Raw genomic sequence first — 16,919 nt, forward strand, 5'->3', positions numbered from 1 at the left:
TCCAGACCGAATGTCACGGCATTTCCGGCATCACCGTAAACGCTTTTCCGTAAACGTTTACGAGAACACACCCGATGGCGTAGAATGTCAATCGGCTGCCAGCGAGAATCATCCCGAAGCCTTGGCCTGGGCGGCAGCCGGTGCTAGCCAAGACAGGGGGAGAACTGTCCTTGGCGTCCAGCATCCATGACCTCGCGCGTCACCTGAACATTTCGATCGGCACCGTGTCGCGGGCGTTGAACGGCCGCGCCGACGTCAATGCCGACACCCGCCAGCGCGTGCTCGCCGCCGCCAAGCAATTGAACTATTCGCCCAACCAGTCCGGCCGCAGCCTGCGGCAAGGCACCACCCATTCGATCGCCTTCATGCTGCAGCCGCATCCGGGCGACCAGCAATATGGCGAACCGTTCTTCATCCCGTTCCTGATCGGTCTGCAAGGCCGGCTTGCCGAGTATGGCCTGGATTTGATGGTCGTCATGGGTGAGCCCGGTCAATATCAGCAGGACAGGCTGCGCCGCGTGGTTGAGACGCGCCGGGCCGACGCGGTCGTGTTGGCCAACACACGGCGGGAAGACGATCGGATCGACTATCTCAGCAAGGCCGGCTTTCCCTTCGCCACGCTTGGCCGAAGTCAATCCGGCGACGACACCTATCCTTCGCTCGATATCGATTTCGAGAGGGCGGGTGATGAAGCCGTCGACCGGCTGGTCGCGCGCGGCCACCGCCGCATTGCCGCCATCCGCCCTTCGCTTGATCTCAACTTCGGCTACCTGTTCCTCGACGGCTACCGCAAGGCGCTGAAGCGGCATGGTATCGAAGTCGACCCCGGCCTGATCGCCGACGGCTTCATCAACGAGGCCGGAGGCTACCAGGTGACGCCGCGCGTGATGCTCTCCAAGGACCGGCCCACAGCCATCATCTTCAACAATGACGCAATGGCGCTCGGCGGCTGCAAAGCACTGGCCGAGATGGGCATCAGGCCCGGCCACGACATCGCGGTGATCGTCATCGTCGACACGCCGCTCTGCCGTTATTTCTCGCCGGCGCTGACCGCCTTCCGTCCGTCGCTGGAGCCGATGGGCCGGCGGCTGGCCGAAATGTTGCTGGCCTCGCTTCCCGCCTTTGCCGGCCCGGAAGGTCCGCGCATCATCCGCGAAGTCTGGCCGCTGGAGCTGATCGCGCGCGACAGCGATTGATAGTGCGTCTCTCCCTTTTCCCACAAGGGAGAAGGGAGAGGCCCGCTCTGTCACGCAAGTATCATGTTCGCGTCCTAGACCGCTTTGCGAGAGGGCGACATCGTCGATGCGATGCGGTGGCCCCTTTGCGCCGCTCAAGGCTTGTCACAAAGAGGATCTCCATGAAAATCTCGCACCGAACCGTGTCGCTCGGCGCCGCATTGGCGCTGTTTACCGCCCTGACCCCTGCCCTTGCCGACAGCACAGCCACCGTTGGTGGCTTCGTCAACAAGGGCCTGGTCGGCGTCGGCCGCATCCCGGCCGATCAGAAGGACAAGTTCGGCGAGACCTTCGGCTCCGGCTCCGGCATGTCGATCGACGCCGCAAGCTGGACCCGTGGCGCGGACGGCTACAAGGGCTCGCTCTGGTTGCTGCCGGACCGTGGCTACAATGTCGTCGGCACCACCGATTACCGGCCGCGCCTCAACACTATTCGCATCGAGTTCACGCCGGTAGCACTAGGCGCCACGCCCACCTCCGGCCAGGAACAGACAGGCGTCAAGGCGACGCTTGCCGATTCCCTGCTCCTCACCGACGACAAGGGCGCTGACGCCACCGGCCTCGATCCGCTCAACGGCGTGCGCGCGGCCAATGGCGACCTGCCGATCCTGCCCGAGGCCAATGGCAAGCTGGCGCTCGACAATGAGGCGATCGCGCGGCTGCCCGACGGCACCATGTTCATCTCTGACGAATACGGCCCCAACATCTACCGCTTCTCGGCCGACGGCCATCTGTTGTCGGCAACGCAGCCGCCGGCCGCTTTGGTGCCGATGCGCAAGGGCGCGCCGAACTTCGCCTCCGACAATCCAGGCCCCGGTGCAGCCGAACCCGATCCGAAGGATCCCGAAACCGGCCGCCAGAACAACCAGGGTCTCGAAGGCATGGCGCTGACGCCGGACGGCAAGTCGCTGATCGCCGTGCTGCAATCGGCGCCCCGCCAGGATGGCGGCGATTCGCCCGCGACGCGCCAAAACACCCGCGCGCTGGTCTATGACGCCTCCGACCCGGCCCATCTCAAGCTGGTGCATGAATATGCCGTGCCGCTGCCGGTGTTCAAGGACGCCAAGGACAAGACCAAGGTCGCCGCGCAGAGCGAGATCGCGGCGCTGTCCGACAAGACCTTCCTGATGCTGGCGCGCGACAGCGGAAACGGCCAGGGGGTGAAGGGCGATACTTCGCTGCTGCGCCAGATTTTCGTCGTCGACGTCTCTGGCGCCACCGACATTGCCGGCGGCGCCTTCGATGCCGCCGACAAGCCGCTGGCGCCCAAGGGCGTGCTCGACCCCTCGGTGACCCCGGCCAAGCTGACGCCGTTCATCGACATCAACGACAACAAGGAACTCGGCCGTTTCGGCCTGCATGACGGCAAGCCCAACGACAAGAACAATCTGTCGGAGAAGTGGGAAGCAATGTCGGTGGTCAGCGTGCTCGATCCGGCGCTGCCCGACGACTATTTCCTGTTCGTCGGCAACGATAACGACTTTCTCACCCAGGACGGTTTTCAGGTCGGCGCGCCCTACAAGGCCGAAGACGGCGCCGATGTCGACACCATGTTCCTGGTCTATCAGGTCACGCTTCCGGGCCTCGCCAAGAAGTAGTCGTATACAAAAAAGCGGACGCGCCCGGCGCGTCCACCTCTACCGTTTGTCGGCAATCAGCGATGCCGTGACGGCACCTATTTCAAAATCTCCGCATCCCTTGGCACGCCGGCATCGATCGGCTCGGCGGTCCGGCTCGACACAGCCATGATCTTGCCCGCGGCCGACAGGTTCGGGCGCACATAGACCTGGGCTACGCCGTTGACCCGGCTGTAGAGGTCGATGATGTCCTGGTTCATGAAGCGCACGCAGCCTGACGACGCGTTCTTGCCGATGGAATCCCATTCCGGCGTGCCGTGCAGCCGGTACATCGTGTCCTTGCCGTCGCGGAACAGATAGAGCGCGCGCGCACCGAGCGGGCTCTGCGGTCCGGGCGGCATGCCGTCCTTGTATTTCGCCAGTTCCGGCCGGCGCTGGATCATTTCGGGCGGCGGCGTCCACACCGGCCATTTCTTGCGCGCCTGGATCACGGCGCTGCCGGTCCAGCCAAACCCGGCCTTGCCGAGGCTGACGCCATAGCGCATTGCCTTGCCGCCGTCGCGCACCAGATAGAGAAAATGCTCGGATGTATCGACGACGATCGTGCCGGGTTTTTCGCCGGTCGGATCGTCCACGATCTGGCGCACGAATTTCGGATCGAGCTTGGCGACGGGGATTGCCGGCAATGAAAAGCCCTCATCGACGCGCGCCGAATACATGGTGGCGGCATCGCCCAGAGCCGGTTCGGGCGCCGGAGCGGGCGTTGGCGGCACCACGACGTCGGTCGTGGTGCAGGCTGAAAGCGCCATGGAAGCGGCACCCAAAGCGGATATTCCAAGAAACGCGCGCCGGTTCAGGCGCTCGGAAAAAAGCGGATTGTCGGACATGATCCCCCCAGCCTATTCATCATATCCAACAGGATATGCGACCCCACGCGGCGACGACCCATATCCCATTCCGAATGTTTTGAGAACTGATTAGCTTGAAGCCGCCAGGTGGCATGTTCCAATGCCGCATCGACCTTGTCCGTTAAATCGGCGATCATTGCCGGGCGGACTTTGAGATGAACCTTCGCCGAACAGCCCATGGACGAAAAAATACCACCGCGCCGGCGCACCGGCGACCTGACCAGCGGCCCGATTCCGCGCACGCTGCTTTTGTTCGCTCTGCCGGTGCTCGGCTCCAATGTGCTGCAGTCGCTCAACGGTTCGATCAACGCTGTCTGGGTCGGCCGCTTCCTCGGTGAATCGGCGCTGACCGCCACCTCCAACGCCAATCTGGTTCTGTTCCTGATTCTTGGCACCGTATTCGGCATCGGCATGGCCGCGACCATCCTGGTGGCGCAATCGGTCGGCGCCCGCGACCTGCCCGAGGCGCGGCGCATCGTCGGCACCAGCGCCAGCTTCTTCTTCCTCGTCTCGGCTATCTTCGCCGTCTGCGGCTGGATCTGGGTCGACGCCATCCTCAACACACTGGGCACCCCGCCCGATGCGCTGCCGCTGGCGCGCTCCTATCTGCGTATCATCTTCGTCGCCGTGCCGATGATGAATCTTCTGTCCTTCGTCATGACGGTGCTGCGCGGTGCGGGTGATTCGCGCACGCCATTCTTCTTCATGGCGCTCGCCGTCGTGCTCGACATCATCCTCAATCCGCTGCTCATTCGCGGCATCGGCCCCTTCCCCGAACTCGGCATCGCCGGCTCCGCCACCTCGACGCTGATCGGCCAGACAGTGAGCGTGATCGCCATCCTCGTCGTGCTTTATGCCAGAAAGCATCCGCTGCGGCTCGCCGGCGCCAACCTCGCTCTGCTGCGGCCGGATCCGGCGCTGCTCAGGATCGTCGTCTTCAAGGGCGTGCCGATGGGCCTGCAGATGATCGTCATTTCGGCGGCGGCGCTGACCGTCATGGGCATCGTCAACTCCTACGGCTCGCAGGTCGCCGCCGCCTACGGCATCGCGGCGCAGCTGTGGACCTATATCCAGATGCCTGCACTGGCGATCGGAGCCGCAGTCTCGTCGATGGCGGCCCAGAATGTCGGCGCCGGGCGCTGGGACCGCATCGGTCGCATCGCGGCGTCCGGCGTCGGCTTCAACCTGGTGCTCACCGGCGCCCTGGTGGCGCTGCTGTTCCTCTTCGACAGGCCGGTGCTCGGCCTGTTCCTTAGCCGCGACAGCACCGCAATCGACATTGCAGCCCACATCAACAAGGTGGCGTCCTGGTCGTTCATCCTGTTCGGCGTCACCATCGTGCTGTTCGCCACCGTGCGCGCCACCGGTGCCGTGATGCCGCCGCTGATCATTCTGGTGATTTCCGTGCTGGTCGTGCGTACCGGCTTTGCCTACTTCTTCAGGAGCTACATCGGCGAGGAAGCGCTGTGGTGGAGTTTTCCGGCGGGATCGATCACCTCGCTGGTGCTGGCCGCCGCCTATTATCGCTTCGGCCGCTGGCGCACCATGCACATGATCGAGGACCGGCCGGCCGCCGGCGAGCCGCCCGACACCGGCCTCGGCATCCCGCGCGGACGGGCAAACATGGCGCCCGAGACGCCAAACGGGTGAGGCTCAGCGCGCGTATTTGACGCCGAACCCCAGCGCTACGACAGAGAACAGCGTGATCATGCCGGCGAAGGCCAGGCTTGCCGTCGTCGGAGTGGCCCAACTCGACAGCAGCCCAATGCCGATCACCGGCAGCGCATTGCCGCAGAAGCAGCAGATGAAGAACGCCGACACCAATTCGGCGCGACGCTCGGCAGGTGCGATCTGGTTCACCACCTGCAGGCCGCCGCGATAGCCGAGCGCCGCCGCCACGCCGCACACAGCGGTGGCGGCAACCATCAGGGACATCGACGCGAAAAACTGAGCAGCAACCATCAGCCCTACGGCCGGGATCATCAGCGCCAGCGCGGCCAGCATGCCGGCGCGGCTGGACAGTCGGGTCGTGGCCAGAATGGTCGCGGCCGCAACGATCGACAGTTCAAAGAACAGCGCGCCGGCCTCGGCATGGTTGGCCACATGCAGTTGCTGCGCCAGGATGCTCGGCGCCAGGGCTGCATAGAAGCCGACCAGCGCCATGGCGCCGAAACCGGTGACCGCCGGCGCCACGAAGGCAGCGCGGATATCGCTCGGCACCGATAGCCGTGGCCGCAACGAAACGTCGGTCAGCCTGCCCGGCCGGGACACGGTTTCGCGGGTACGCCAGATCAGCAGCGTCACCACCACCAGCAAGGCAAGATAGACCGCAAACGTTAGTCTCAACGGCCAGGGTGCATATTCGGCGAGCAGGCCCGATGCCAGCGCGCCGAGGCCAAGGCCAACGAAGTTGGTGCTGGTGGCGATGATTGCCGCGCGCGATTTGTCCTTGCCTTCGATCAATTCGGCAAGCCAGGCCGTGCCGGTTCCCGCGCCGACGCCGATGCCAAGGCCGCTCAATATGCGGGCGACATCGAGCCATGCGACATTCTCGGCCAGCAGGAACACCACCGCGCTGACCACCGCTATGGCCATCGACGCCAGCGCCGCAGGACGGCGGCCAATGCCGTCGGACAAGCGCCCGAACATCAGCAATGCGCCGAGATTGCCGACGACATAGACGGCGTAGACCAGCGTCAGCGTGATCTGCGAGAAACCGAAGGCCTGCTTGTAGATGACGTAAAGCGGCGTCAGCACCGTGCTGCCGGCGAACAGCGCGGCGATCATGGCGGCAACCGCGGCCATCGCGGGCCGGCCATCGAGTCCGTTGTCGCGCGTCGTGGTCTCGGCATAGCTGGTCATGGCAACCTCCAACCAATCGCCCAACGCCCAATTGCGCCCCAACGTCCATGTAAGGATGGCCGTTCCACGCGCCGAACTTCATCCTGACAACCTTGTCAGGATGGTCTTGCCCGAAGTCCTCGCTTAACGTCTTTCCATCGAGAGGGAGAATTTATGGGAAAAGGTAGAGTCGAGGCATTCACCGATGGGGTGGTCGCCATCATCATCACCATCATGGTGCTGGAGCTGAAAGTGCCGCATGGCGAGGATTTTTCAGCGCTTCTGCCGCTGTGGCCGATCTTTTTCAGCTATGTCTTGTCGTTCATCAATGTCGGCATCTACTGGAACAATCTGCACAACATGTTCCACACCGTCCAAAGGGTCGACGGCCGCGTGCTGTGGGCCAACCTCAACCTTCTGTTCTGGTTGTCGCTGATGCCGGCAACGACGGCCTTCATGGGCGAGAACCATTTCGCGCCGGTCCCCGTCGCCGTCTATGGCATCGACCTGGTGCTGTGCGCGGTCGCCTACACCTTTCTCGCCACCAAGCTGCACCATTTGCACGGCAACGACACCGCCTTCGCCAAGGCGCTGGGCAATGACCGCAAGGGCAAGATCTCGGTGGCCCTCTACGCCGCCGCCGTCCCGCTTGCCTTCGTCAACCAATGGATCGGCGTTGCGATCTTCGTGCTGGTGGCCGCCGTCTGGTTCGTGCCGGACACGCGTTTTTCGCGGGTGCTGGAAAAGTAGCGTAGGACGCCTCTACTTGCGCATCGCCTTCAGCTTTTCGGCAACCGACGCCGCAAGGTCGGCATAGCGCTCCTCCAGCCGCTCGGCCGCCTTGATGATCGAAAAATCATGGCCGAATTTTTCCAGCGCCATGCGCAATTTCTCAACGAACTCGGCCTGTTTTTCGAGTGCCGAAAACAAGGTCTTCACCTGCGCTTCGCTTATGTCCGGATTGGCAAGCATCTGTGGCACCTCGCGGCCCATCTGGTCGCCGGTGGCGGTCTGCTCCTTCAGGATCGCAACCCAGTCGGTCAATCGGCAGTCTCCTGTTCGGCCGCAGCATGCACGGCCGCCGTTGATGCGGTCAACCCGAACACGCGGGACGGCCTTGCACGATGCGCGTCCCGCGCTAAGTTCGGCGCCACCCGAACCCTAGGAAAAAGATCATGAACTCCGACGCCGAAATCCAATCCGCTTTGCCCGCCCTCAGCCGAGGCAACGTCGCCGTCATCACCGGGGGCGCCAGCGGCATCGGGCTTGCCGCTGCCAAAAGGCTGGCGGCTATGGGCATGAGACTGGTGCTGGCCGACATTGGCGGCGCGCGCCTCGATGCGGCCCGCCAGGCAGTCGCCGCGATCACCGGCGAGAATGCCGTGCTTGCCGTCGCCACCGACGTTTCGAAGGCCGACGAACTCGGCCGGCTGGCGGAAAAGACGCATACCGCTTTCGGCGCCGTATCGCTGCTGATGAACAATGCCGGCGTCGGCAACAATCCGGGAAAACCGTGGGAGAACGGCGACGCCTGGAAGCGGCTGATCGACATCAATTTCTGGGGCGTCGTACATGGCGTCGAGGCCTTTGCGCCGGCCATGCTGGCCTCCGGAGAGCCGGGCCTGATCATCAACACCGGCTCCAAGCAAGGCATCACCACGCCACCCGGCAATCTCGCCTACAACGTATCCAAATCGGCATTGAAGACGTTCACCGAAGGCCTGGCGCACGCATTGCGCAACGAGCCGGGCGCGAAGGTCGCGGCGCATCTTCTCATTCCCGGCTTCACCTTCACCGGCCTCACCGAAGGAGCGGTCGAAAAACCCGCTGGCGCCTGGACCGGCGAGCAGGTGGTCGACTTCATGCTGGCTTCGCTGGCGCGCGGGGACTTCTACATCCTGTGCCCCGACAATGAGGTGATGCGGCCGACCGATGAAAAGCGCATGGCCTGGGCGATCGGCGACATCATCGAGAACCGGCCTGCTCTCTCGCGCTGGCACCCCGACCATAAGGACGCTTTCGCGGCCTTTATGGGAAACTGATCGTCGAACTCAGCCAAAGCCGAGACTCAGGCGGGCGCGCGTTTTTTCGCGGTGCGCTTTTGCGCGACGGCCTTCTTGCCCGCCAGTTCGGCGAGCTCGTGGTCATGGCGTTTTGCCGCCCGCTCGCATTTGTCTCTGATCTCCTCGACCTCGGATTCGGTCAGGTGCTCGATGCCGATGAAATGATTGTGGCCCTCGCTGACGCGGATCAGTTCGTCGAGCTTGGCCTGAACCGCGGCGCCGTCGCGGTTCTGGGTGTTCTGAATCAGGAACACCATCAAAAAGGTGATGATCGTCGTTCCCGTGTTGATGACGAGCTGCCACGTATCGGAGAAGCCGAAGAATGGCCCGCTTACCGCCCAGACGATAACGATGGCGCAACAGGCGATGAAAGTCGGCGGCAGGCCCGCCAAGTGCGAAACGGTGTTGGCGATTCTGGTAAACAGCTTTTCGATCATTCACATCCTCAACCGTTCAAAGCGCGACGAGCTGACCAAGGCCGCATTCATCGCTCCAACAATAAACAACCGGCAGCCGCTTCCGGTTCCCTGTCGCAGAGGGCATCGCTGGTGCAATTGTATGCACGCCAAAGGCGCAGCGCCGTGAAAAGCCGCCTTATCGGTTTGTTGCCATTAGTCACCATGCAGGCCAAAACCTGTTCGTTCCGCTTCACGGCGGATTTGTCTCCAAGCCCCTTCCGCTGCGCCACCCCCGCATGGCGGAAGGGGTCCGTTGCGTTGCCGCAGACCGGCGGAACTCTTCCCGACACGTGCCGTTCAGAATTTTGGCGCCAGGATTTCGGCCAGCCAGTCGATGAAACCGCGCACGCGCGGCGAGCTCTCAGGAATGCTCTTGCTCCCAACGATCGAGGAAATCCTCAATCGGCAAGGCCTGCATGTCGGGAACCGCTTTGGCGAGTTTCTCCGGCGGCCAGTCCCACCAGGCAAGGCTTTCGATCCGCGCCGCGATCTCGGAGGGAAAGCGCATGCGCAACGGCTTCGCCGGTACGCCGGCGACGATTGTGTAGGCCGGCACATCCCGCGTCACCACCGAATTGGCGCCGATGATGGCGCCATTGCCGATGCTGATCTCGGGCATGATGACGGCGCCATGGCCGATCCAGACATCATTGCCGATGCCGACCGCCTTGGCCTGCCGCCGCGCGCGGAACGCCACGTCGACGCCAAGCCAGCGGAAATACTCGTTCGGCCGGTAGCTGAGTTTGTGCTGCGTGATCCGCTCAATCGGATGCTCCAAGGCATTGATGCGGCTGTTGGCAGCGATCGAGCAGAATTTTCCGATCGTCGTGTAGATCGCCTCGGCGTGGCGCTCGAAATAGGAGAAATCGCCGACATTGACCTCGCGCAGCACCACCCGTTCGGCGATCGAGGCATAGCGGCCAAGCTTGCACGCTTTCAGCTCCGCGGTCGGATGGATGCGCGGCTCCGGATCTTTCAGGACGAGGTTTTCAGTACGGTCCATGCGGCGGATTTACCCCCGCGCAATTGCAGAAGCAATTGTCGCGTCGCGATCGGACCCGCAGGCGGGTGGATCGTGCGTCGGCTCCGACCGGCTATTTCGGCTTGCCGCCGGTCCACACCACGTTCTGGCCGAACAGCGGCACGGTCGTCACCGACATTTTCGCCGAGCCGTCCTGTACCTGGCGCGAATGCGAGAGATAGATCAGCGTCTCGTTCTTCTTGTCATAGATGCGGTTCACCACCTGCTTCTTCCAGATCAGGCTGATGCCTTGCTTGAATACCTCTTCGCCGCCCTCGCTCATGTCGATGTCGCCGATGGTTATCGGTCCGGTCTGGCGGCAGGAGATCGAGGAATCAGACGGATCCTCGAACCAGTTGCCCTTGTGCAGCCGGTCGATGACGCTGCGTTCGAAATAAGAGACATGGCAGGTCACGCCGTCGATCTTGGGATCCTTGATCGCCTCGACGATGATGTCGTTGCCGACCCAATCGACGCCGACCTTGCCGACCTCCTCTGCCGCGGCGGCACCGGCGCCAAGGGCAATGCATGCGGCCAGCGCGCCGGCGATCAGTTTCTGCCCAATCCGTCTCTGCCCAGTCCGTCTTTGCAAGGGAGCCTCCTCAGGTTCGGTTTGCCGGTCTCAGGTGGGATAAGGGCCATCTGTTTGCAAGGTAGCGCCCAGCCCGGTTGCGGCAACGCGGCATCTTTGCCTTGCCCCCTGCGACCGGCTAAGACTGCCGGCAGAGAGACGCCGATCCGGCGCTCGATGATTTCTGCGGCGGACAATTCCTGATGATGCGTTCAATTCTGGTCGGCATTCTCGTTCTGATGGCGGCGGGCATCGGCTGGCTCACCTTTGACTTCTATCGCGGCCACTATGGTGGCGAACCGTATGGCGCGCCATTCACGCTGGTCGACCAGAAAGGCGCGCCAATCACCGAAGCCGCCTTCCGGGGAAAACCCAGCATCGTCTTCTTCGGCTTCACCCATTGCCCGGAAGTCTGCCCGACCACTTTGTTCGAAATGGCCGGCTGGCTGAAGACGCTGGGCAAGGACGGCAAGAACCTCAACGCCTACTTCGTTACAGTCGATCCAGAGCGCGACACGCCGCCGGTGATGAACACTTACGTCAGCAATTTCTCCGACCGCATCGTCGGCATATCGGGCGATCCCGACAAGGTGCACGCCATGGCGAAGTCCTTCAACATCTATTGGAAGAAGGTCGACACCGGCGACGGCGATTACACGATGGACCACACCGCCTCCGCGCTGCTGCTCAACGCCAAGGGCGAGTTTTCGGGCACCATAGCCTATGGCGAAAGCGCCGATACCGCGATCGCCAAGCTGAAGCGGCTGGCGGCAGGCTAGGCATGATCCCGAAACGTGGATTCCGGTTTTCTCGGACAGAAAAGTGTTGTCCAGAGATCATGCTCAAACAAGAGACCAACTGATGGGTCAGACCAGGCTCCACTTCATCGCTGGGAAGATCGAGGCCGACTGCATCTTTGCCGCGCTCGAACCGGCTTTCGAGGATGAAGGCCTGCCGATCGCCGTGCTCGAAGTCGATGAAGACCGCGACATCTATGAGGTTTCGCTCTACACCGACGGCAATGTCGACGCGGTTGAGGCGCGGCTAAGGGACAGCCTTGCCGGACTGTCCCTGTCGAAGCCGATCGAGCGCGAGGTTCTGCCCGACATCGATTGGGTGGCGCGCTCGCTGGAGGGACTGAAGCCGGTGCGCGCCGGACGTTTCTTCGTCCATGGCGGGCATGACCGCCGGAAGCGCCACAGCGGCGAACTCGCCATCGAGATCGAGGCCGGCCTTGCCTTCGGCACCGGCCATCACGGCACCACTGCCGGCTGCCTCGAAATGCTGGAGCGGGTCGTGCGCCGCGAACGTCCCAGGAATGCCCTCGACCTCGGCACCGGCAGCGCGGTGCTCGCGATCGCGGTCGCCAAGCTGGCGCATATTCCGGTGCTGGCGACCGACATCGATCCGATCGCCGTCAGGGTCGCCGCCGCCAACGCCCGCCTCAACCACGTCAAGGCGCTGGTTGAAACGGTGACGGCGCCCGGCTTCCACCACCCGATCTTCGGCAAGCGGGCGCCTTTCGACCTCATCGTCGCCAACATATTGGCGCGGCCGCTGATGCGGCTGGCGCCTGAGATGGCCAGGCACATCAGCCTCGGCGGCTCGATCGTGCTGTCCGGCATCCTCGAGCGCCAGTGCAACGCGGTGATCTCGGCCTATGTCGGCCAGAATTTTCGCCATGTCAGGACCTTGCATCGCGAAGGCTGGGTAACGATCCACCTGAAGCACTGAGACGCAACGCGCTTTGGACCAATCCGAGCCTGTTGCGATTGGCGAAAATCGATTCCGGTTTTCCGGGTCATGCGCTACGGTCGCGCCCGATACAGGAGGCATACCATGTTCCAGACCTTCGATTCCGCAGGCGACCCGAGCGTCGGCAAGCCGCGCGTGACGTTGCTGCGGCGATGGCTGGCGGATAATGGCCTCGACGGTTTCCTGGTGCCGCGCGCGGACGAGCACCAGGGCGAATATGTCGCCGATCGCTCGGCGAGGCTGAAATGGTTGACCGGCTTCAGCGGCTCGGCCGGCGTAGCACTTGTGCAGCGTGACCGCGCCTTCATGTTCGTCGATGGCCGCTATACCTTGCAAGTGCGCCACGAGGTCGATCTCGACATTTTTGCGATCGAGAGTCTCGTCGACAACCCGCCGGCCTCCTGGATCAAGGACAATCTCGGCAAGGGCGCCACGCTTGGCTTCGACCCCTGGCTGCACACGATTGGCGACATCAAGGCGCTGAAGGCTTCGGCCGAGCAATCCGGCGCGACGCTGGTGCCGCTGGACAATAACCCGATCGACATCATCTGGAAGGATCAGCCCGAGCCGGCGGTGGCGCCGGTCGAGATCCACCCGATCGGCTTTGCCGGCGAACTGGCCAAGGACAAGCTGGCGCGGCTGGCGGCGGCAATCGGCAAGGACGGCGCGACGCACGCCGTGCTCACCGACCCCTCCTCGATCGCCTGGGCCTTCAACATCCGTGGCGGTGACGTGCCGCACACGCCGCTGGCGCTCGGCTTTGCGATCCTCGCCGCCGACGGCAAGCATCAGCTGTTCATGGACAGCCGCAAGTTTTCGCGCACGGTCGCCGCCTATCTCACCCAACTCGCCGATCTGCACGAGCCCGGCGAATTCGAGGCGGCGGTCGCAGCCCTTGCCAAGGGCGGCGCCAAGATCGGGCTCGATCCGGTGCTGGCGGCGGAAAAGCTGAGAATGCTGGTCGAGGACAATGGCGGCGCATTTGTTTCAGCGGCCGATCCCGCCCGCATTCCGCGCGCCACCAAAAACCCAGCGGAAATCGCCGGCAGCCGCGCCGCGCACCGCCGGGACGGCGCAGCGGTGGCGAAACTGCTGTGCTGGCTGGAACGGCAGGAGCCGGGCACGCTCGACGAAATAACCGTTGTCACCAAGCTGGAGGAAACGCGCCGGCAGACCGGCGAGGAAACGCAGATGCCGCTGCGCGATGTCTCCTTCGACACCATTTCCGGCGCCGGGCCGAACGGCGCCATCATGCACTACCGCGTCTCGCGCGCCACCAATCGCAAGCTGGCAAAGGGCGAGCTGTTCCTGCTCGATTCCGGTGCCCAGTATCAGGATGGCACCACCGACATCACCCGCACGGTGCCGATCGGCCAGCCGACCGAGGAGATGCGCGAGCGCTTCACGCTGGTGTTGAAGGGCATGATCGGCATTTCCACGCTGCGCTTTCCCGTCGGCACGCGCGGCTCGGAAATCGACGCGGTGGCGCGCATGGCGCTGTGGAAGCATGGCTGCGACTTTGCCCACGGCACCGGCCATGGTGTCGGCTCCTATCTGGCGGTGCACGAAGGGCCGCAGCGCATCGCCCGCACCGGCACCGGCACCGAAAAGCTGCTGGCCGGCATGATGCTGTCCAACGAGCCCGGCTATTACAAGGAAGGCTCCTACGGCATCCGCATCGAGAACCTGATCCTGGTGACGCCGGCTGAACAGGTGGAGGGCGGCGACATCGCCATGCACGGTTTCGAGACGCTGACGCTGGCGCCGATCGATATCAGGCTGATCCGCACCGACCTGCTGACGCGCGAGGAGTTGCACTGGCTGGATACTTACCATGCCTGGGTGCTGGCCGAGATCGGCCCGATGCTCGACGGCGAGACGCTGGCCTGGCTGGAGAAGGCAACAGCGCCGCTGCCGCACGACGCCAAGATCTGAAATGAGCTTCTTTCTCCCGTCACTATACGGGGAGGTGAGGAGCGGTCCGCGAAGCGGACGAAAAGCCAATTGCTTGGCTTTTCGAGTGACGAACGCCCGGCAGGGCAATGAGGGGCGGCGCCGACCGTTCGAAACTGTTCTGCCCGGCAGGCGCCCTATGCCACAAACTGCCGCGCTAGGATCAGCACCACCGCCCCGGCCAGAAACATCGCCATCAGGCCGCCGCGCAGCGAGACCACAGCGGCGACGACCAGTGCCGCCCATTCCGCCGGTCCGGCGCTGAGTGCGGCGGGCGCCACCAGCGTCGTCAACACCGCCGCCGGCACGGCGTTCAAGCCAGCCTCGACGCGTGGATGGATGTGGTCGAAGCGCGAGATCACCAGATGGCCGCCGACGCGGGTGAGATAGGTGGCGATCGCGCCGGCAATGATGATCCACAAAGTCGCGCTCATCGTTTTGCCTCCACACCGCTATGGTGCGGCGGCAGGATGACGGCCAGCAGCACGCCGGCAGCGGCGCCGATGGAGACGTGCCACGGCGATCCCACCGTCTTGTAGGCAATGATCGAGGCAGCGGCACTGGCAATCACCACCGGCAGCCACAGCGGCCGCTTGCGAAAGCCCATGACCAGGCCAAGGAAATAGATCGGCAGCAGGAAATCGATGCCCAGCGCATGCGTGTCCGGGATCAGCTTGCCGAACACCGCGCCCAGCGCGCTTTCAATCCCCCAGAACACATAGACCGGCAGGCCAAGGCCCATGTACCACGCAAATCCAACGGACTCGCCGGCTTCGGCCCTGCGCTCGGCCACCGCGAACTGCGGATCGGTGAGCACGAAATAGCCCAGCCCCTGCTGGATGACCGGCCAATGCGCGATGCGCCGACCGATGCTGGCGGAGTAAAGCACGTGACGGAAGTTTACCGCGAAGATTGACAGCACGATCAGCCATGGCGCGACATGCTGACCGAACAATTCGATGCCGACCATCTGGCTGGCGCCGCCGAAGATCAGCGCGCTCATCAAAAAAGCTTCGAGAACGGAAAAGCCGTTGTCGACGGCGATGGCGCCGAACAGCAACCCAAACGGCGCCGCCGCAACGACCACTGGCATCGACAGCCGCACGCCGTCCCAGAACTCGCTCTTCGCACTTTTTTCGGAAATTGCTTCCACCGCCATAGACCGCTCCTTCACGAAGCGCGGTATGTAGGTGAGAGCCGGCGGGCTGTCACACCAATTCGCTTGAGCCAAATGATCAGCGGAAATGATCGCCGCCAACCGTACATTAGCTAATGGAGATATTCCGAATATCTTGGGAAAATGTAATTCGCAAAAAGCGCGACAACGATAGCTATAATTACGTCACGCATGAAATAAAGGGGGGTCTTGTTTTGACTAACTCGAAAAGTTTCTTTGCGAGGGATGTGGATCGCGAGATCGCCGGACAATTCGGCATCCGAATCGCTAACACCAGAAAGGGTAATTTCGTTTCCCTTTTTCAAATCAGTAGCCCCCGCCTTTGGCCGCCCAAGCCTACAGTCTTTTTTTACGACACCTTTCCCTACTCTGTATCATCATCTATCGGCTCTGTAACGCTCACTAACTGTGATCGCTTGGCTTATTTAGGCCAAAGATGGCATTGGCTTTACTCACCTCAGCTGACGAAATAACGCCGCCATTCGAAGTCGGTGATGTGCGAGACGTGCGCTTTCCTTGCCTGGCGTCTGGAAGCGAGTCATGAAGGTGGCGAGCAGAAAGAAGCACAGAGGGGTTCGGATGATCGCTTATGATTTCACCGGCAGGCACGCAGTCATCACCGGCGCCGGTGGCGGCATGGGCGAGGCGATCTCGCTGGCGCTGCTCGAGGCCGGCGCCTCGGTCACCGCCATCGACGTCAAGCCGCGTCCGGCGTCGCTTGCCGTCTATGACGACCGGCTCACCTTTGCCCAGGGCGACCTCACCGACGCCGCCTTCGTCGAGCAGACCATCAATGCCGCGGGCCGCGAGCGCGGCGGCATCGATTATCTCGCCAATGTCGCAGGCGTGCTCTGGTTCGGTCGCGACAAATCGGCCCTCGAGATGGACCTCGATGTCTGGGACCAGGTCTTCAACATCAATCTGAAATCCTTCGTCCACACCGCGCGGGCGGTGGTTCCCCATATGCGGGCCGGCGGACGCGGCGGCGCCATGGTGCACTTCTCCACCATCCAGTGGTATCGCGGCGATCCGACCCCGCAGGATGCCTACCAGGCATCGAAGGCCGGCGTCTGTGCGCTGTCGAAGTCGCTCGCCATGCAGTTGGCGGGCGATGGCATCCGCTCCAATTCGATCTGCCCGGGTATGGCGTTGACGCCGCTGCAGGCGCGCTGGGACACCGAGGAGAAACGCGCGGCCGTTGCCAATTATGCGCCGCTCGGCCGCATCGGCACGCCGCAGGACATGGCCAATGCCGCGCTATTCCTGCTTTCCGATGCGGCAAGCTACATCACCGGCATCGAACTGGCAGTCGACGGTGGTCTTTTGATGCGGATGTAGCCGTGCAGTGCGCCGGGCTGAT

Annotated in this window: 17 protein-coding genes; 9 read left to right on the forward strand and 8 right to left on the reverse strand. The window is 63.2% G+C overall.

Annotation, left to right across the window (positions count from 1 at the left end):
- The first annotated feature begins 170 nt into the window (after positions 1-170).
- Together NKL06_RS30440 and NKL06_RS30445 are read left to right on the forward strand one after the other, a co-directional pair.
- The gene (locus NKL06_RS30440; protein ID WP_023690891.1) at positions 171-1,196 is read left to right on the forward strand and encodes a LacI family DNA-binding transcriptional regulator; all 1,026 of its coding nucleotides are present in this window, start codon (positions 171-173) and stop codon (positions 1,194-1,196) included.
- A gap of 161 nt (positions 1,197-1,357) precedes the next feature.
- Entirely contained in the window at positions 1,358-2,833 is a 1,476-nt protein-coding gene (locus tag NKL06_RS30445) for an esterase-like activity of phytase family protein (protein WP_023690890.1), read from the forward strand.
- A gap of 77 nt (positions 2,834-2,910) precedes the next feature.
- Here NKL06_RS30445 and NKL06_RS30450 read toward each other — a convergent pair whose 3' ends face one another.
- The gene (locus NKL06_RS30450; RefSeq protein ID WP_023668302.1) at positions 2,911-3,699 is read right to left on the reverse strand and encodes a L,D-transpeptidase; all 789 of its coding nucleotides are present in this window, start codon (positions 3,697-3,699) and stop codon (positions 2,911-2,913) included.
- Positions 3,700-3,897: 198 nt separating this feature from the next.
- On the opposite strand from NKL06_RS30450, the gene NKL06_RS30455 reads away from it, so the two are divergent.
- Positions 3,898-5,370 carry an MATE family efflux transporter gene (locus NKL06_RS30455; RefSeq protein ID WP_023688049.1) on the forward strand — a complete coding sequence of 491 codons (1,473 nt, stop codon included), beginning with the start codon at positions 3,898-3,900 and terminating at the stop codon, positions 5,368-5,370.
- Positions 5,371-5,373: 3 nt separating this feature from the next.
- Here the strand turns inward: NKL06_RS30455 and NKL06_RS30460 are convergent, their stop codons facing one another.
- The gene (locus NKL06_RS30460; RefSeq protein WP_023690889.1) at positions 5,374-6,582 is read right to left on the reverse strand and encodes an MFS transporter; all 1,209 of its coding nucleotides are present in this window, start codon (positions 6,580-6,582) and stop codon (positions 5,374-5,376) included.
- 153 nt (positions 6,583-6,735) lie between these two features.
- On the opposite strand from NKL06_RS30460, the gene NKL06_RS30465 reads away from it, so the two are divergent.
- On the forward strand, positions 6,736-7,311 hold the full coding sequence (locus NKL06_RS30465) for a TMEM175 family protein (RefSeq protein ID WP_023682120.1): 576 nt from the start codon (positions 6,736-6,738) through the stop codon (positions 7,309-7,311).
- A gap of 12 nt (positions 7,312-7,323) precedes the next feature.
- On the opposite strand, the gene NKL06_RS30470 is transcribed toward NKL06_RS30465, so the two are convergent.
- Complete coding sequence (locus tag NKL06_RS30470) at positions 7,324-7,605, reverse strand: hypothetical protein (RefSeq protein ID WP_023668298.1); 282 nt, start codon at positions 7,603-7,605, stop codon at positions 7,324-7,326.
- Between the two features lie 131 nt (positions 7,606-7,736).
- Between NKL06_RS30470 and NKL06_RS30475 the strand changes: the two genes are divergently transcribed.
- Complete coding sequence (locus tag NKL06_RS30475; protein WP_023690888.1) at positions 7,737-8,603, forward strand: SDR family NAD(P)-dependent oxidoreductase; 867 nt, start codon at positions 7,737-7,739, stop codon at positions 8,601-8,603.
- A 26-nt stretch (positions 8,604-8,629) separates the two neighbouring features.
- Here the strand turns inward: NKL06_RS30475 and NKL06_RS30480 are convergent, their stop codons facing one another.
- From NKL06_RS30480 to NKL06_RS30490, 3 genes are all read right to left on the reverse strand, one after another.
- Positions 8,630-9,061: a low affinity iron permease family protein gene (locus tag NKL06_RS30480; protein WP_023750938.1), complete on the reverse strand. Its 432-nt coding sequence runs from the start codon at positions 9,059-9,061 to the stop codon at positions 8,630-8,632.
- A gap of 382 nt (positions 9,062-9,443) precedes the next feature.
- Positions 9,444-10,085, reverse strand: a complete 642-nt coding sequence (locus NKL06_RS30485) for an LbetaH domain-containing protein (protein WP_023690887.1) — start codon at positions 10,083-10,085, stop codon at positions 9,444-9,446.
- Between the two features lie 91 nt (positions 10,086-10,176).
- Entirely contained in the window at positions 10,177-10,695 is a 519-nt protein-coding gene (locus NKL06_RS30490; protein ID WP_031198377.1) for a CreA family protein, read from the reverse strand.
- 182 nt (positions 10,696-10,877) lie between these two features.
- Between NKL06_RS30490 and NKL06_RS30495 the strand changes: the two genes are divergently transcribed.
- The 3 genes from NKL06_RS30495 (at position 10,878) to NKL06_RS30505 (ending at position 14,364) form a co-directional block, all read left to right on the forward strand.
- Positions 10,878-11,453 carry an SCO family protein gene (locus NKL06_RS30495; RefSeq protein ID WP_023690885.1) on the forward strand — a complete coding sequence of 192 codons (576 nt, stop codon included), beginning with the start codon at positions 10,878-10,880 and terminating at the stop codon, positions 11,451-11,453.
- Between the two features lie 82 nt (positions 11,454-11,535).
- Positions 11,536-12,408 carry a 50S ribosomal protein L11 methyltransferase gene (locus NKL06_RS30500; protein ID WP_023690884.1) on the forward strand — a complete coding sequence of 291 codons (873 nt, stop codon included), beginning with the start codon at positions 11,536-11,538 and terminating at the stop codon, positions 12,406-12,408.
- A gap of 105 nt (positions 12,409-12,513) precedes the next feature.
- Positions 12,514-14,364, forward strand: a complete 1,851-nt coding sequence (locus tag NKL06_RS30505; RefSeq protein WP_023690883.1) for an aminopeptidase P family protein — start codon at positions 12,514-12,516, stop codon at positions 14,362-14,364.
- Positions 14,365-14,519: 155 nt separating this feature from the next.
- On the opposite strand, the gene NKL06_RS30510 is transcribed toward NKL06_RS30505, so the two are convergent.
- Entirely contained in the window at positions 14,520-14,816 is a 297-nt protein-coding gene (locus NKL06_RS30510) for an AzlD family protein (protein ID WP_023690882.1), read from the reverse strand.
- Positions 14,813-15,541, reverse strand: a complete 729-nt coding sequence (locus tag NKL06_RS30515) for an AzlC family ABC transporter permease (protein WP_023690881.1) — start codon at positions 15,539-15,541, stop codon at positions 14,813-14,815. Before NKL06_RS30515 ends, NKL06_RS30510 begins: the two co-directional genes overlap by 4 nt.
- A 597-nt stretch (positions 15,542-16,138) precedes the next feature.
- Here NKL06_RS30515 and NKL06_RS30520 point away from each other — a divergent pair.
- On the forward strand, positions 16,139-16,897 hold the full coding sequence (locus NKL06_RS30520; RefSeq protein WP_023807325.1) for an SDR family NAD(P)-dependent oxidoreductase: 759 nt from the start codon (positions 16,139-16,141) through the stop codon (positions 16,895-16,897).
- Positions 16,898-16,919 lie beyond the last annotated feature (22 nt).

This window comes from Mesorhizobium sp. C268A, assembly GCF_040324475.1.
Classification (GTDB): domain Bacteria; phylum Pseudomonadota; class Alphaproteobacteria; order Rhizobiales; family Rhizobiaceae; genus Mesorhizobium.

Coding starts and splice junctions, on each gene's coding strand:
- NKL06_RS30485 (WP_023690887.1), bottom strand. CDS start 10,085: ATGGACCGTACTGAAAACCTCGTCCTGAAAGATCCGGAGCCGCGCATC.
- NKL06_RS30460 (WP_023690889.1), bottom strand. CDS start 6,582: ATGACCAGCTATGCCGAGACCACGACGCGCGACAACGGACTCGATGGC.
- NKL06_RS30465 (WP_023682120.1), top strand. CDS start 6,736: ATGGGAAAAGGTAGAGTCGAGGCATTCACCGATGGGGTGGTCGCCATC.
- NKL06_RS30445 (WP_023690890.1), top strand. CDS start 1,358: ATGAAAATCTCGCACCGAACCGTGTCGCTCGGCGCCGCATTGGCGCTG.
- NKL06_RS30475 (WP_023690888.1), top strand. CDS start 7,737: ATGAACTCCGACGCCGAAATCCAATCCGCTTTGCCCGCCCTCAGCCGA.
- NKL06_RS30505 (WP_023690883.1), top strand. CDS start 12,514: ATGTTCCAGACCTTCGATTCCGCAGGCGACCCGAGCGTCGGCAAGCCG.
- NKL06_RS30495 (WP_023690885.1), top strand. CDS start 10,878: ATGATGCGTTCAATTCTGGTCGGCATTCTCGTTCTGATGGCGGCGGGC.
- NKL06_RS30520 (WP_023807325.1), top strand. CDS start 16,139: ATGATCGCTTATGATTTCACCGGCAGGCACGCAGTCATCACCGGCGCC.
- NKL06_RS30455 (WP_023688049.1), top strand. CDS start 3,898: ATGGACGAAAAAATACCACCGCGCCGGCGCACCGGCGACCTGACCAGC.
- NKL06_RS30510 (WP_023690882.1), bottom strand. CDS start 14,816: ATGAGCGCGACTTTGTGGATCATCATTGCCGGCGCGATCGCCACCTAT.
- NKL06_RS30450 (WP_023668302.1), bottom strand. CDS start 3,699: ATGTCCGACAATCCGCTTTTTTCCGAGCGCCTGAACCGGCGCGCGTTT.
- NKL06_RS30515 (WP_023690881.1), bottom strand. CDS start 15,541: ATGGCGGTGGAAGCAATTTCCGAAAAAAGTGCGAAGAGCGAGTTCTGG.
- NKL06_RS30500 (WP_023690884.1), top strand. CDS start 11,536: ATGGGTCAGACCAGGCTCCACTTCATCGCTGGGAAGATCGAGGCCGAC.
- NKL06_RS30480 (WP_023750938.1), bottom strand. CDS start 9,061: ATGATCGAAAAGCTGTTTACCAGAATCGCCAACACCGTTTCGCACTTG.